Genomic DNA, 14,187 nt, shown 5'->3' with positions numbered 1-14,187 from the left:
GATTTGAAGCGATGCCTCGACGGGCGACAGCAATGATGGCAGTTCTGGCAGTGATCATTCACTGCGTGCTCGGCTGCTGCGCTCGTTGCCTGAGCGCAGGGGAGCATCACGACCACGCCGACGCGTGTCAAACGGGCTGCCTTTGTTGCGAGCATCACCATCACGATGCCAGGCCGCAACTCTGCTTGCAGCCTGCTACCAGCGAAGTGCCCGCCGAGACGACCTCGGAAACGGTTCCGCATCCCGACGAACAATGCCTCGGCTGCGGCAAGGCCAAGTGTGCGTTCATTCAGGATGAGTCGGCCTGCGATGGCCTGACCGATGCGCTGCTTGGACCGGTCGATCTGGCCTGGCTCGACACGGCCTGCCTGGCGATCGAAAGCGACCCACAGTTTCATCCACCAAGATTCTCTGAGCGATCGACGTTACTCCTGACACCCAAGCTGCGCCTCCATCTCTCCCTGGCGGTCCTCACGCTTTAATGTCACACCGGCTGACTTGCATGTTCTTCATGCGTGATGGTCAGCGTTTCTACCACTTCGACAACGGCAATGACTACCTGGTAATGCCTCCGCCGCGTGGCGGTTTCATCACGAGCCGATACGCCAAGAGCCCGCGTTCAGGCACCATTTCATAAGTACGACATTTCATCCGAAAGGATTCCGATGAAGATCATCACCCATGCCGCAATGGCACTTGCCTGTTTGCTTTCCCTGTACAGCGTCAGCTTCGCCCAGGCTGATGCCGGCGCGACTTTGCAACAGGCCCAACAAGCCGGACAGTTTACGTTCATCGTCTTCTACAAAGACAACTCGCCACAAACGCAAAAGATGCTGCAGGTCGTGCAGCAATCGATTTCCGACCAACCCCAACAAGCCACCTTGGCAACGGCCAGCATGGCTTCCGCCCAGGGGCAGGCGCTGGCCGAAAAGTTTCAGGTCAGCCGTGCACCGATGCCGATGACCGTGGCCGTCGCACCCAACGGAGCCGTCACGGGCTTGTTCCCTCGCCAGGTTGCCAAGGCCAACATCGACGCGGCGATCGTTCCACCAGTCATGATGGAGTGCATGAAAGAACTGCAAGCCCAGAAGCTCGTTTTCGTTTGCTTGACCAAGTCAGAACAGGCCGCCGTTCCGGCAGGCGTCCGCGCCTTGCAACTAGATCCGATGTTTAAGGACCGTATGGCCCTGATCGGCTTGAACGTGCAAGACGCGACCGAAGCTCGTCTCATGCAGCAGCTCAAAGTCGATGCCGACCAGGTTCAAGGACCTTACGCGGCGCTGATTGCTCCGCCTGGGGTTCTCGTCGGGCACTTCTCCGGCACGTCGACGGCCGACCAAATCGCCGCCGCGATCCACAAGGCGGGCAAGTGCTGTGACGATCCGAATTGTAAGCATGCCGGCAACGCCCAGGCATCGCAGTCCACCGCCACGCGCCGCTAAGCCACTTACCGAGAAGGAAACACGATGAACCTTCGTTCCATCATCTGGCACGAGCTGAAGTCGCGCCCGGCTGGGGTGGCGTTCAACAGCCTGACCATTTTTTTAGGAGTCGCTGCCCTGGTGGCGATTCGCCACGTCACGGTCCATTCGGAAGAAGCCGTGTCAAAGCAGCTGACCAACCTGGGAGCCAACATCCTGGTCCTTCCCAAGGAGGCCACGCTGCAAGATTATTATGCCGCCGATCAAAACGGCGGCACGCTACCGGAAGAATACGTCGCCGAAATCTTCCTCGCCGGTTTGTCCGGCGTCGAACAGGTTTCGCCGCGATTGAACGTCTCGACCGAGCTTAACGGCCATCCGGTGGCGATTACCGGTATCCTGCCGCAGTCGGAAGTCGAATCGCTGGCCACCTGGCAGGCAACGACCATGTTCATGACCGCGACCGAAACCGGCTGCTGCAATAAGGCCAGCGTCGCCACCAGCGACGACCTGAAAGCACCGGAGGCGCTAGTCAAACATCGAGCCATCCAGAATCTCGATAAGCAGGCGCTCGTCCTGGGTGCCGACGTCGCCCAGAAGCTGAACTGCCAGGTCAACGATCGGCTGAAGCTTCAAGACGAGAACTTCACCGTAATCGGCATTCTTCCCGTGACGGGCACCGTGGATGACGGACGCGTGTTCGCGCATCTGCATTCGATCCAGCGTCTGTGGAAGAAAGACTCGACCTGCAATGCGATTGAAATTGTCGGCTGCTGCGAAGACGCGGCTGGCAGCCTGGTACCACAGCTGCGCGAGCTTCTGCCGGAAGCCAAGGTCGTCACGATCTCGCAGGTGGTCGAAACGCAGGTCGGCGTCAACGCCCTGATGGCCAAGACGTCGTGGATCGTGCTGGCCGTGATGATCGTCGTCGGTGGAGCCGGCCTGGCCGGTTCGATCGCGTCGAACGTGCGGGAACGCCGCCGCGAGATTGGCACGTTGATGGCGCTCGGCGCTACGCCAGGGTTCATTCAGAAGCTGTTCCTGGGCAAGGCCTTTGTCTTGGGGCTAGGTGCAGGCAGCGTCGGATGCCTGGTCGGCGTCGTGGCCGCGATCATCGCCGGTCCGGTCTGGGCAGGCGTGGCGATCACGCCGCTGATCGGCACGTCGCTGGCTTCCATTGTGGCGGCTACGCTCGTCGCGCTGGTTGCCGCGTGGTGGCCAGCTCAGGGAGCGGCCCATCTCGATCCATGCATCTGTTTCCGGGAGGTGTAAGCGATGATTCAACTTGAAGCGATCCGCAAGGACTACCAACGACGCGGCCAGGCATTGACCGCGTTTCAGTGCGAATCTCAGCGAATCGAAGACGGCGAGTACATCGCCATCGTCGGACCCAGCGGAAGCGGCAAGACGACCCTGCTTTCGATGCTCGGTGGAATGCTTTCACCGACGACTGGACGCGTGCTGGTCGATGGGGTCTCATTGTACGAACACTCGGTCGCCGAGCGTTCGGCTATTCGCGGTCGGAAGATGGGCTTTGTATTTCAAAGCTTCAATCTGATTCCGTACCTGTCCGCACTTCAGAACGTGCAGATCCCGCTCAGTTTCTCGGGCATTCCGGCAGCCGAGCAGCAAGCACGCGCGACCGAGATGCTAACGCACCTGGGCCTGGCCGAGCGGCTGCATCACAAGCCGTCGGAACTAAGCGTCGGACAGCAGCAGCGCGTCGCCTTGGCACGCACGCTGGTCAACGATCCCCAGATCATCCTGGCCGACGAACCGACCGGCAACCTCGACCCGACCAGCCGAGAAGTCGTGCTGGAAACGTTCGACCAATGCCATCAGCAAGGGAGAACCTTAGTGGTGGTAACCCACGACCCTAGCGTCGCTCAGCGTGCCACGCGGCGTTTGACGCTGGTGGATGGAATGCTGGTTGACGAGGACAAGGCGAGTTCGGCTGTATCGGCGCGAGTTTCTGCCGCGTAAGGCGAAACGACGTTCCACGCAGAGAGGAGCAATGACCAATCTGTCTCTCTCCTCTCTGCGATATTGGACGCACTCAACGAGAGCACCCTTCGATCGCGGAGCACGGCCTGGTAGTCATTGAATCAGCGAGCGGTCAGCCGAGCTAAGCCGAGTCCGCAGGTACCAAACCAACCAGTTGCCGAGTGTTCAAGACGACAAACCTACAACAAGCTTCGTACGCTTGGGTTCAAGATCTGAAAGGGCGTCTCTTTCGCGATACAACACCAACTATTCAGGCTCCACCGTTTTGCTCAACGCGGCGTGGAACTGCTCAATCGTAGGCGTTGGCCCTGGCCCCAGGTTGCAGTTCGCGCCATCGGCCGTAATGCATCGCAAGGTCGTGCGGCCACCCAGCGGCGATTGTCCGAGAATATAGTAGCTGATCTTCCCTTCGCGATCCCGTAAAACGGAGGAAAAATACGGAGCCAGAACCAACGGGGGCTGCGAACGCAACAACTCCTCAGGTGACTTGCCGGCCATGTCGACCGGCGGGGGAGTCGGATAGGCAAGCGTCAGGTAATCGACAACCCCATGGAAAGACCCGACATGCCAATGGAACGTTTTGGCGGTCTCGACGTCAGGCTCGACTTTGCGCATTTGACAGGCCATGACGTAGAAGAACGGGCCGGCGGTGCCTGGCGTTTCACGACACATCCCGTCAAGCTTCTCAAAGTCTTCATGCGCGTAGTGGGGCAGCACGAAGTACGCGACGTCGTAACATAGCTGAGGAAGCGGTACGCTGGGCTTCGGTTTCTTGAAGAAGTCAAAAAGTCCCACGGCGGCTCTACGCTTTCTTGTGCAAGTGCTTGTTTTGGGGTGATCAACGGGGAGATGTCATGAGCAAATCCTGGTGAGATGCCTGACGATCATACCGGAAGCGAACGTTGGGGCTCGCGTCTCATTCAGTCGCTTGGGCATCCTGGTCTTCCTCTTGCCCGGCGTCAGGGGCTTTCCAGAGATCGGCATTCTTGTCCAACCATTTCGCCGTTCTGGCGCCCCAGCCTTGCCAGGGAGGTCGCTCGAAGTGGCGGGCAATGCGCTCAGGCTCACGGATCGTCACGTCCAGAACGGCAGGATTGCCCATTCCCTCCCAGAACAGTTTTTCCAGTTCGGGATCGGAGAAGTGGATCTTGCCGGCGGCTGCTTACTCTTTGACCAACCGGTTGCGCCCCTCGATCGCGATGCATCCGCCAAACGAACTGATGGCAATCGGTCCGCCGTACTTTTCGTGCAGCGCTTTGGCCGTGACCCAGTCGACACTCGCTCCGATCCCCCATCCCATCGCGGCGGCCACTTGTTTTTTCCCCTCGGGAGATGCGTATGGCTGAAGATGCTGCGTGGCCTCATCGGCGAAAAGCTGCTGAATCTCTTCCCGACTGGGTCGCACATTATTCTGCTCTGCCCAATCCGACATGACCTGGTACGAAACCTTACTGACAAGCGGCCGCCAGCGCGAGTCCGCTTGCCACCGGGCAAAGTCCTTATCAGAAAGCTTCGCTCGGTTGTGCTCCACTTCGGCCTCCGAGATGACGCGCAGACGGACGTCCTCATCGAACACGGTCGCAGCGACGTAACTGGAAGGCTTCGCAGCCGGCTCCTCGGCAGCCGCGACGCCCCGCGAACTGGCACACGCAAGCACGATCAATCCCATGGCGAAGTGGTGGCCTGCAAATAATTGATTCTTCATGGCTCGTTCCTTCCGCTCGAGGTGGCACTGCCAAGATCTGAGTTGATTATCCTACCTCGGAATCGAGGCAGACGAAAATCGAAATCAACGGCAGTCGTTACGTAGCGGATGCCAGACACGGAATCGGCAGGTCTAACGACTCGCCCCTTCCCAGCGTCACTCAGCCAATAAACGGCCGATTTGCTGGACTTTTGTCAGGGACCGAGATAACCTTCGATGACCTGTCCGTTTGTCGATCACCGAGGTGAATACCCATGCGCTGGTGCGTCTTCTTACTGCTCATCCTTGTGACGGCCAGCACCGCTTGGGCGGCTCCTGGGGATGATGCCCCCGAGTCGACCAAGCGTCCCGAGCCACTCAAGGTCCCCATTCCCAAAGCTCCGATTGGTCGGTTTGGGGATGGCATCGTTTACGATCTGGACGGTACGCCGGTCGAAGGGGCCGAGGTACTCGGCTATTGGGAGTACAAAAAGCACTCCGGGATGTCGGCTTATCCGATCGAGACCTGGGAGACAAAGACCGATGCCAACGGGCGGTTTTCATGCAATCCGCCAAAGCACTTGGGGGACGTAACCATTCACGTCCTCGTTCGTGACGGGAAGGGTAACTACGCATCCGAGACTATTCATAAAGACGGGGATACTCAGCCGATCAAAAAACTGGTGTTGCTGGAAGAAAAGTACCACCAGGTTTGCGTCATCGATGAAGACGGCAAACCTCAGGCAGGCATCACGGTGTTTGTTGCTTGCCCCTTGGGTCCGCGATTGGCTGCGACAACGGATGGAAATGGTCGAGCTTACGTTCTCTCGGTAAAGCTCATCGATACACTGGTTGCCCGAATGCCTGGTAAGTTGGCTGGCGTCCAAGTGTTTGGTAACCGTGCAACTCGCCGTAGTGACAAGATCAATGTCGTAACTCCCATCGAAGTGAAAAGGGTTCTTCCACGGGAAGTGGTTGTGCGCAGTCCAGACGGCAAGCCTCTGTCAGAGGCCTTCGTCGCGGTCCGTGCCTTCAGCGTTACTGGCTACGATCCACTCGACCAGTCTTACTTTACAGCCACCGACGCCCAGGGGCGGGCGACGATCGACTTGCCGATCCTCACAGGCGGCGTAATTAAGATCTTCAAGGATGGCTACTACCCCCAGCGAGTCGAGTTCGGAAAACCCGACTGGGTTGCGAGAAAAATCCCAGTCTTCAAGGAGGTCACCTTGCCCGAGCTTGTCACGCTACGAGGTGTGGTGGACGTCGATCCGAGCGTGAAGCTGGACGACGACGAATCCAGCGAAATCATGATCGACTACCTAGGTACCAATCCCTTGTTAGGGGAGGTCTACGATAAGCTCAAAATAGAAAAGCCTGGTTCTTTTGAGTTGCGGCTGCCTGCCGACAGCCAGTTGGTGTTGAACGCTTACCAACAGCAACATTACTCGCGTGTGAACCTTCGCGTCGTGCGCCGCGGGGAAGAAGCGGAATCAGTCAAACTCAAGATTCAGTCGCCGGTGACGATCACTGGCATCGTGCTTGACAAGAACACTCGGCAACCGCTTGCCAATCACAGGATCATCGTCTCCGAGAAGCGCTGCGATCCGCAAGTGCAAGAGGCCTACTTCCAGCAGCACGCGATTCCCAATAACGATATGCCCAGGTCTGACTACCTGAGAGACGAGGGCTGGACCTCCCTCGACTCCGACGAACACGGCAAGTTCCAGTTCAACGCCTACTCAGGCTACATCACCTTCCGTGCAAGCGGATCGGATGAGTACATCCTGGTGAGATTCAAACCAGGTGACACGCCGACGGTAACGCTTTGGGCGGATGGTGAAGAGGAATAGTTGGCGTCGTATGCCACTACTGCCAAATGCTTGCACGGATCTCATTCGTCTGGGAGTATACAGTTCAGGGGTGCGATCGAGCATAATGGACTTCGCCGATCGATTTTTCTTAGGAGAAGGCGGATGCACACAAGCTTTGGCCTCACGCTGGTCGTGAATCATGCGTGCAATCTGCGCTGCTCGTATTGTTACACCGGCGAGAAGATCCGCCGCCCGTTGTCGCCTGAGATCGGACGCAAGGCCATCGATCGGGCGATCCGATCCGTGTGCCGCGAGGGGACGCTCGAATTGTCCTTCTTCGGCGGCGAGCCTCTTGTCGAAGCCGAGTTAGTGCTCGATCTGGTGCACTACGCTCGGTCAATTGCCGACCGCGTGGATGTCCGCTTGGCGCTCAGCATGACGACCAACGGAACCATTGAATCGTCTGCGTCATGGTCGGTCATGACATTGCCTGAACTCGAATTGGCAATTAGCCATGATGGGTTGCCAGGCGTTCATGATGGACAACGCGTTACGGTCGACGGCCAGCCCAGTTCGCTTCGAGTCCAAAACACCATGGCTCGCCTGTTCGATGCCGGAAAAGAGTTCCGCGTCGTGATGGTCGTCCAGCCATCTACCGTTGATTCCTTGCCGGATGGAATGGAGTTTCTGAACGCGCTCGGGGTCCGGCGATTCGATCCTTCACTCAATCTTTGGACCACCTGGAATCAAACCGACGGCGAGCGTTTGAAAAGCACCATCCGCCGCGCCGCGGATTTTTGGGGAGAGCGACTGCCTGAATGCAGCGTCAGTTGGTTCGACGAAAAGGCTGCCCGAGCGACAGGCATTCCCATGACACAGACGGCCCGCTGCGGTTTTGGCCACGGCGAGATCGCGGTCACCCCGGCCGGGAATCTATTTCCTTGCGAACGCCTGGTGGGTGCAGACGAGCCCAGTAATCCGATGCGTCTCCCCGGGAATGTGTTTGATGGCGATGATTTCCTTGCCATGACGTCACTTGCGGATATGTGTTCACCGGAATGCGCCCCGTGTCATCTGAAGTCACTTTGTAGTACGAAAATTTGTCGATGCAGCAACTACATCAGGACAGGCGATGTGAACCGTCCGGATGGACTACTGTGTTTGCTGGATCAAGCTTGTTACCAGGAAACGATCCGCGTCCTTGAGTCGCGATTCCTCTCTTCCAACTAAGGTGCCCTATGGACGAACCCTCCAAATCAGACGAGTCGTTGGCAGATGTACCGCCGACCCCTGTGACTGCGCCGCCGACGCACTCGGCCAACAATTTTGGCCTGAACGCATTGGTCCTGGCTGCGGCGGGTGCGGGAGCTTTTTTTCTCATCGGGGGCACGATGACTCCATGCATGGGAGCGACGCGTTCCACCCAATTACAGTGGCAAGAGCGAAATGCACAAATCGAGCAGGCCGAATGCGATGCCAGAGCCAGAGAATCCCAATCAGAATAACTCTCCGGTTCGGAGTCGTTTTACTTCGATCTTTCGCGGAAGCCTGCGTTGGATCGAGCGCGGACTGGCCGGGTTCGGGGCGATGGTCGCGATTTACTGGCTGACGATGGACGTTTCCGTCGTCTTGTCCCCATCGATGCAACCGACGCTCAAGGGAACCAATCCCGACAATGGTGATCGCGTGATCACCGAGAAAGTCAGCCGCTGGTATCGTACGCCTCGCCGCTGGGAAGTCATCACCTTTATTACCGACTCTGGTGAAAAGCGAATGAAACGCGTCGCGGGGCTGCCAGGCGAGAGCATTCAAATGCTTCGCAATGGGGAATTACTCATCGATGGCCAACCGGTGGAATGCCCGGAGTCGCTCGACCTCAAGTATTTGAGGTTTGGCAATTTAATAGAGGGCAAGCCCGTTCCGTGCGGTGATGGCTATTATGTTCTGGGGGACGACCTCAAAGATTCCGACGACAGCCGGTTCAATGGCCCGGTACCTTCCCACAGAATTATGGGCCGTGCATGGCTGATTGTATGGCCGATGTCGCGCGTGGGATGGGTCCACTAACCCACACGCTGGAAACCCGACTTCGGAAAGCTTGCACCTCGGCCAATTAAAAAGAAAATGGACGTCATCCCGTCAGATCGTGGATGACGTCCATTGTGTATCCGCAGCGGCGGAGGTTTATCGGCCGAGTTCCGCTGACTAAGTACCAGGCGTCTTGCTGTGCGCGTTCTGCGGGAAGTCGAACGTCAACACGAGCGGTTCCGTTCCCGTGTTCTCGATTTCCACGCCGCCAGCCGCAATCGCTGCCTGGGTGATGAATCCGATCTCGGGGTAGATCTCACCGAGAATCATATTCTGGTGATAGCGCACCTCGAGCTTTCCAACGCGACCACTGCCGCCGTTGGTATGGAACATCGTGGGGCTCTCGGGGCGGAAATTCGTCTTGGCACCAGGCTTCACGATGAGCCGGAGAATCGAGCACTTCTGCTCGCCGAGCAGTTCGCCGTAAACGATCCACTTGGCGTCGACGCCATCCCCACTGAATTCCTCCGCCGTGATTGCCGGACGCGAATTCTTCAAGACGAAGTCAGGATCCTGGTTCGCCGCGAAGTCGAACTGTTCCACCAGGTAGTCCCAGTCTCCGTGCTTAGACTTCGGATAGTCCTGTTCCCGGCAGGCATAGAATGCCGCCTCGGCACTGATCCGCCCGTCGAGCGTGACGTCCTCGGCCAGGAAGTGCTCGTCCATCGTGACGTGCAGTTCGTGCGTGCAAAGATCGGTCGGCGAATGCAACACGCCGTTGGGCATCACGAAGCCGTCATCCAATTTCATCATGGTATGCGGTGCCAGGTGGCGAATGCCGTTGTACTCGCCTTTGCCGTATCGCTTCATGCAAGCAAGGAACTGATCCTTGGTCACGAACGGATACAGACCCATCGCCGTGGTGTGATAGTGCGAGGGGCTGACTCCTGGATTGTCGTACGAATTGATGTCGTACACTTCCCACTTCTTCCAGTGCAGGTGGTCTGGAATCGGATTCAGATTGTCGAACTTCTTCGACACGATCGGCCACGTCGGATCGCCGAACATCTCTTTCGAGAAGGCGGTAATCTTTTCCCCCATGACCGTCTCGGGATTGGCGGCGATCAAATCCTGAAGCGAGATCACCTGTCCATCCGAAGCAAGGACATGCGCTTCCCCTTCGCGAAACGGTGCCTTGTTGGTGCGGGTATCGATGACGCCGGTCACGATGGGAACGGTGCAGCACATCCAGATTTCATCGAGACCGGTGCCCCCCATGTAGTCTGGATAATACGATTTCTCTTCCAGGCGAAGGCGCTTGCCTGGGCTACAAAACGTCCGCCCCGCATAGCGATGCAAAAGCTGGAGCACTCCGCCGTTCTTGTTGAGACAGTCGTCCAGAACCGCGGCGACGCCGTCGCTGGTCCCGTCGATCACACCTTGCTGTGGGTACTCGTGAAGTTTTTCTGCGAGAATGGGGGTGGAAGCAGCCATGAACATTTTCCTCTAAAGACCGAAAAGCGTCTCTGTTTCCAAAAACTCGGGAGAGACGAGTGATGGTGTCATCTTGGCAGTACGCAACCGGGCGGGCATACCAGTGAAGTTGCCAACGTTATATCAAAACCAGGGGCATAAGGGGAATCAGGGCCGAAGTGAATCGCAGAAACGGCATCCAAGAACCGCCCGGCTTTCCCCGTCGATTCTAAGGCCGCTGGATGCCCCCTGGCTGCAAGCGTGCCACCCAATGCGGTCGTTTCCTGCCGCGATGGTGACCGAAACCGACAAGGCCGTGTCGGATAATTCACAATCGAGGAAATCGTGCCTGGGGGAAAATCTCATCCATGTTAGCCAGCCAATCCCGGACTCTACAGACATCCCCCGAGAATTCGTGTTACACTCAAACATAAAGAGGGAATGCGTGCCGGAAGTCGTCCACAACCGGCATGGCGTCCCAACTCATCCTGATTGCCTGGGGATCGTCACTTCTTGCAAGCGAAAACCCATCACCCACCTGAAAGGTAAACCCCATGAATCCTACCAACCAATCGATCACGCGTCGTAGCTTCCTTCATACCGGCCTGGCCGCCGGAGTCTGGCTCGGCACGGCATCCAGCATCACCTATGCCGCCAACGCGAATGAGGAAATCGGCGTGGGCCTGATTGGCTGCGGCGGTCGTGGCGGCCAGTTGATGAAGTATTTCATGAAAATCGACGGCGTGAAGATGGCCGGGTTCTACGATCCCGACCCAGGGCGCGCCGCCGCGACGAAGAAAGCCTCGAAAGGAAACGGGACCGTTCACGCCAGCCTCGACGACCTGATGGCTGATGATGGGATCGACGCGGTGATTATCGCCACGTGCAATCACTGGCATTGTCTCGCCGCCATTCGGGCGATGGAAGCCGGCAAAGACGTCTACGTCGAGAAGCCTCTCTCGCACAGCCAGTGGGAAGGCCAACAGACCGTGGCGGCCGCGCGCAAGTACAACCGAATCTGCCAGATGGGAACCCAGCAGCGTTCCGACCCCATGCAGGCCGAGATCAAAAAGTTTCTTCACCAGGACAAGGCACTCGGCGAAATCCAATCGGCCCGGGTCAACCGGTACGGACAACGAGGCCCCATCGGCAAGCGGACCGAACCGTTGGTGATCGATTCCAAGATTGACTACAACATGTGGCTTGGCCCGGCTCAGGACGAGCCCCTCTACCGCAACAACCTGCACTACGACTGGCACTGGGACTGGAACACCGGCTCCGGCGAGATGGGCAACTGGGGCGTGCATGTGCTCGACGACGTCCGCAACAACGTCTTCCAGGATAAGGTCTCGCTCCCCCAGCGGATCATCGGCGGCGGCGGACGCGTTGCCTGGAACGACGCAGGCGAAACGCCCAACGTCCACTTTGTGTACTTCGATACCGGCTCGATTCCGGTGGTCATTGGCCTGAGCAACCTGAAGGAAATCGGCTCGGCCAAGCATCCCGGTCCAGGCAGCGGCTACATCGCCTATTGCGAAGGGGGGCGTCTGGAAGGCCAACGCGGCCGGGCGGTGGCTTTCGATAACGATGGCAAGGAAATCAAATCGTTCAAGGGCAGCGGCGGCAATGACCTGCATCAGCAGAACTTCATCGACGCCGTGCGGTCGCGCGATGCCTCGTCGCTCAACACCGAGGTGCAAGTCGGCCACGATTCGACTGGCTGGTGCAATCTCGCCAACATCGCCTTCCGGGCAGGCGACACCTTCAGCTACGCCGCGGCGAAAGAAGTCAGCGGCGAGGGCGGCATCTGGAACAGCTTGCTGGAAGAAACGGACAAGCACCTCCAATCGCACGACATCAAGATCGAAAGCTCCGAGATCAAACTCAGCCCCATGCTGACGGTCGACGTCGAAAGCGGACAATTCGTCGACGACCACGCCCAACAGGCCAACGGCTTCCTCAAACGCGAGTACCGCAAAGGCTTCGAAGTCCCCAAACTCGCCTAAGGACCAGCCTGAAATCAAACGTCGAGTCCGCCAATTACGCAGCTCGACCAGCACCCAAACGCAAAACAGCTCGCCGCGTAATGCAACGCGACGAGCTGTTTTTGTTTGTGAGTCTGAAGGTACCCAGTTGCCGATCAGAATCCGTCGGACCTTATGGGCGATCAGTACGAGAGGCATCCACAAGTTTACAGACCTGGGGAAAATTGTTTTGATCCTTCAGTTGCGCAGGAGAATAGTCGTCAACCGTAGAGATCGCATTGCACTGGCCAGAGGCCAGTGGCACCCTGCCGACGGGGAAATACCTGCCGTTGTGTATTCTGTATTCTGTCCACCCAATCCGAATCTAGCGTTCACAAAGTTGTCCGCCAATCCTAATACGGCAGAACCTTGCTCTCAAGAAGTACATTGGGCACGTCTACTAATGCTTCAATTACCTTAGGATGCCTGGCAAAGAGGAGTCGTATAGTCCGAATTGACCTATATGCCTCCAGGATTACTTCGCGTTGTTCCTTAAAGTATTGTTGATTGAAATGGTCCTCATTCACTGCATGGGCTGGCTTTTGTCGAAGTTTTCTCACACGTTTCATAGCGGCAATACAGGCGTTCCACTGTTCAAGATCGCTAAAGGTAAAGAATTTACGTGTCCACTCGTCGAGAATTCGGATTGTGCCTTTCCGTTGTACTTCAACCTTTCCATCTTGCCGTTCAACATCCTCCTCTCGCTCAATATCTTCTCCAAAGAAATGAACATTTATATTTTCGGAGAGGAGCTGATCGAGCAGCAAAATATATGAGTAAAACTCACTAGCAGTCGGACGAATAAGGAAACTAAACTTTGGAGGCTTACCCTCAAGGTTGGGGCCGAAATCTTGGCGAAACAATGGCTTACGGCCCATTGCCTTAGCCATGCAGTTGACAACATATAATTCCGCTAAAAACGCATCGTGAATTGATATATGAGAAGGGAAAATACCACCTAAACTAGAATTAAAATATTCAGGGTGCAGCGTATAGTTCCCGTGAAGCTGTTTCGCCTTCCAAATCTGCTGATGCTCCGAACTGAGATCACGTAGGTATCGCAAAAATACTGCAACGCCTCGATTCATTTCGCTGTCGTAGGCAAATCCAAAGGTCTTAAGAAGTATCTCGTCGCTTTCAGCAATAGTACCTTTCTGAAAATGATCATCAGAGATGCAGATACGCCCTGACATGTCGTTGGCATAGTAAAGGTACCGTGGGTCATTTCGATAAAACTCAAGAACCGACAAGTCAAAAACACGAAAAGCAAGCTGAGGTTCACCTAGGGCCAGGGCATGCTTGTACGGCTCATTAATATACTTAGATTCATCGACAGCGGGTTCAAGAAGCGGTGGGCGTGGGTAGGCGCAGGCCTCTTGAAATTCAGCTGAAATACGAGCACTTTGATCTTCTGGTTTACCGAAACCTAATCGCTGGATATGTGGATTATCGTCTGCACCGAAAATGACACCGATCTTATTATCTAGAATCAGTTCAATAAGCGTTTCGACAACTACTTCTCTTGTAAGGCCACACCGCATCGCTAACTGAGGAAGCGGAATACCGTTGAAGTCATTGGATGAAAGGTAGAACTCAGTGATGGCATCTGGAATATTAATGTTTAGCTTCCTTCATCGTCTTACTTGATTTCATGCATGTATGATCATATTCAGCGATTCGGACGAATAGCGCCGCCGAGATCCTGGCAGATTCCACCTTATAGCGTGTGCCACTGCTGC

14 protein-coding genes are annotated in these 14,187 nt (G+C 56.6%); 9 read left to right on the top strand and 5 right to left on the bottom strand.

What is annotated here, in order from left to right:
• The first annotated feature begins 11 nt into the window (after positions 1-11).
• The 5 genes from Pan97_RS06175 to Pan97_RS06160 are packed head-to-tail and all read left to right on the top strand — an operon-like array spanning position 12 to position 3,404.
• On the top strand, positions 12-482 hold the full coding sequence (locus Pan97_RS06175; protein ID WP_144971251.1) for a hypothetical protein: 471 nt from the start codon (positions 12-14) through the stop codon (positions 480-482).
• Positions 483-502: 20 nt separating this feature from the next.
• Positions 503-637 carry a hypothetical protein gene (locus tag Pan97_RS27005; RefSeq protein WP_261342369.1) on the top strand — a complete coding sequence of 45 codons (135 nt, stop codon included), beginning with the start codon at positions 503-505 and terminating at the stop codon, positions 635-637.
• A 28-nt stretch (positions 638-665) separates the two neighbouring features.
• Positions 666-1,442 (top strand): hypothetical protein, encoded by a 777-nt coding sequence (locus Pan97_RS06170; protein WP_144971250.1) that lies wholly within the window; start codon positions 666-668, stop codon positions 1,440-1,442.
• Between the two features lie 24 nt (positions 1,443-1,466).
• Entirely contained in the window at positions 1,467-2,693 is a 1,227-nt protein-coding gene (locus tag Pan97_RS06165; RefSeq protein WP_144971249.1) for an ABC transporter permease, read from the top strand.
• Positions 2,694-2,696: 3 nt separating this feature from the next.
• Complete coding sequence (locus tag Pan97_RS06160; protein WP_144971248.1) at positions 2,697-3,404, top strand: ABC transporter ATP-binding protein; 708 nt, start codon at positions 2,697-2,699, stop codon at positions 3,402-3,404.
• 267 nt (positions 3,405-3,671) lie between these two features.
• Here the strand turns inward: Pan97_RS06160 and Pan97_RS06155 are convergent, their stop codons facing one another.
• The 3 genes from Pan97_RS06155 to Pan97_RS06145 all read right to left on the bottom strand — a co-directional run bounded on the left by Pan97_RS06155 (position 3,672) and on the right by Pan97_RS06145 (position 5,130).
• On the bottom strand, positions 3,672-4,220 hold the full coding sequence (locus tag Pan97_RS06155) for a hypothetical protein (protein ID WP_144971247.1): 549 nt from the start codon (positions 4,218-4,220) through the stop codon (positions 3,672-3,674).
• Positions 4,221-4,341: 121 nt separating this feature from the next.
• Complete coding sequence (locus tag Pan97_RS06150) at positions 4,342-4,527, bottom strand: hypothetical protein (protein ID WP_144971246.1); 186 nt, start codon at positions 4,525-4,527, stop codon at positions 4,342-4,344.
• Between the two features lie 60 nt (positions 4,528-4,587).
• The gene (locus tag Pan97_RS06145) at positions 4,588-5,130 is read right to left on the bottom strand and encodes a hypothetical protein (RefSeq protein ID WP_144971245.1); all 543 of its coding nucleotides are present in this window, start codon (positions 5,128-5,130) and stop codon (positions 4,588-4,590) included.
• A gap of 254 nt (positions 5,131-5,384) precedes the next feature.
• On the opposite strand from Pan97_RS06145, the gene Pan97_RS06140 reads away from it, so the two are divergent.
• The 3 genes from Pan97_RS06140 to lepB all read left to right on the top strand — a co-directional run bounded on the left by Pan97_RS06140 (position 5,385) and on the right by lepB (position 8,990).
• Positions 5,385-6,962: a transthyretin-like family protein gene (locus Pan97_RS06140; RefSeq protein WP_144971244.1), complete on the top strand. Its 1,578-nt coding sequence runs from the start codon at positions 5,385-5,387 to the stop codon at positions 6,960-6,962.
• 123 nt (positions 6,963-7,085) lie between these two features.
• A complete protein-coding gene (locus tag Pan97_RS06135; RefSeq protein ID WP_144971243.1) occupies positions 7,086-8,153 on the top strand; it encodes a radical SAM protein in 1,068 nt (355 codons plus the stop codon).
• Positions 8,154-8,369: 216 nt separating this feature from the next.
• Positions 8,370-8,990 (top strand): signal peptidase I, encoded by a 621-nt coding sequence (gene lepB, locus Pan97_RS06130; RefSeq protein WP_144971242.1) that lies wholly within the window; start codon positions 8,370-8,372, stop codon positions 8,988-8,990.
• Positions 8,991-9,128: 138 nt separating this feature from the next.
• Here lepB and Pan97_RS06125 read toward each other — a convergent pair whose 3' ends face one another.
• The gene (locus Pan97_RS06125; RefSeq protein ID WP_144971241.1) at positions 9,129-10,445 is read right to left on the bottom strand and encodes a hypothetical protein; all 1,317 of its coding nucleotides are present in this window, start codon (positions 10,443-10,445) and stop codon (positions 9,129-9,131) included.
• A 533-nt stretch (positions 10,446-10,978) separates the two neighbouring features.
• Here Pan97_RS06125 and Pan97_RS06120 point away from each other — a divergent pair.
• Entirely contained in the window at positions 10,979-12,430 is a 1,452-nt protein-coding gene (locus tag Pan97_RS06120) for a Gfo/Idh/MocA family protein (protein ID WP_144971240.1), read from the top strand.
• 371 nt (positions 12,431-12,801) lie between these two features.
• Here the strand turns inward: Pan97_RS06120 and Pan97_RS06115 are convergent, their stop codons facing one another.
• A complete protein-coding gene (locus Pan97_RS06115; RefSeq protein ID WP_144971239.1) occupies positions 12,802-13,989 on the bottom strand; it encodes an AAA family ATPase in 1,188 nt (395 codons plus the stop codon).
• Positions 13,990-14,187: the final 198 nt, after the last annotated feature.

Source organism: Bremerella volcania, from assembly GCF_007748115.1.
GTDB classification, from domain to species: domain Bacteria; phylum Planctomycetota; class Planctomycetia; order Pirellulales; family Pirellulaceae; genus Bremerella; species Bremerella volcania.
This window is presented reverse-complemented; position numbering and strand designations above follow the sequence as displayed.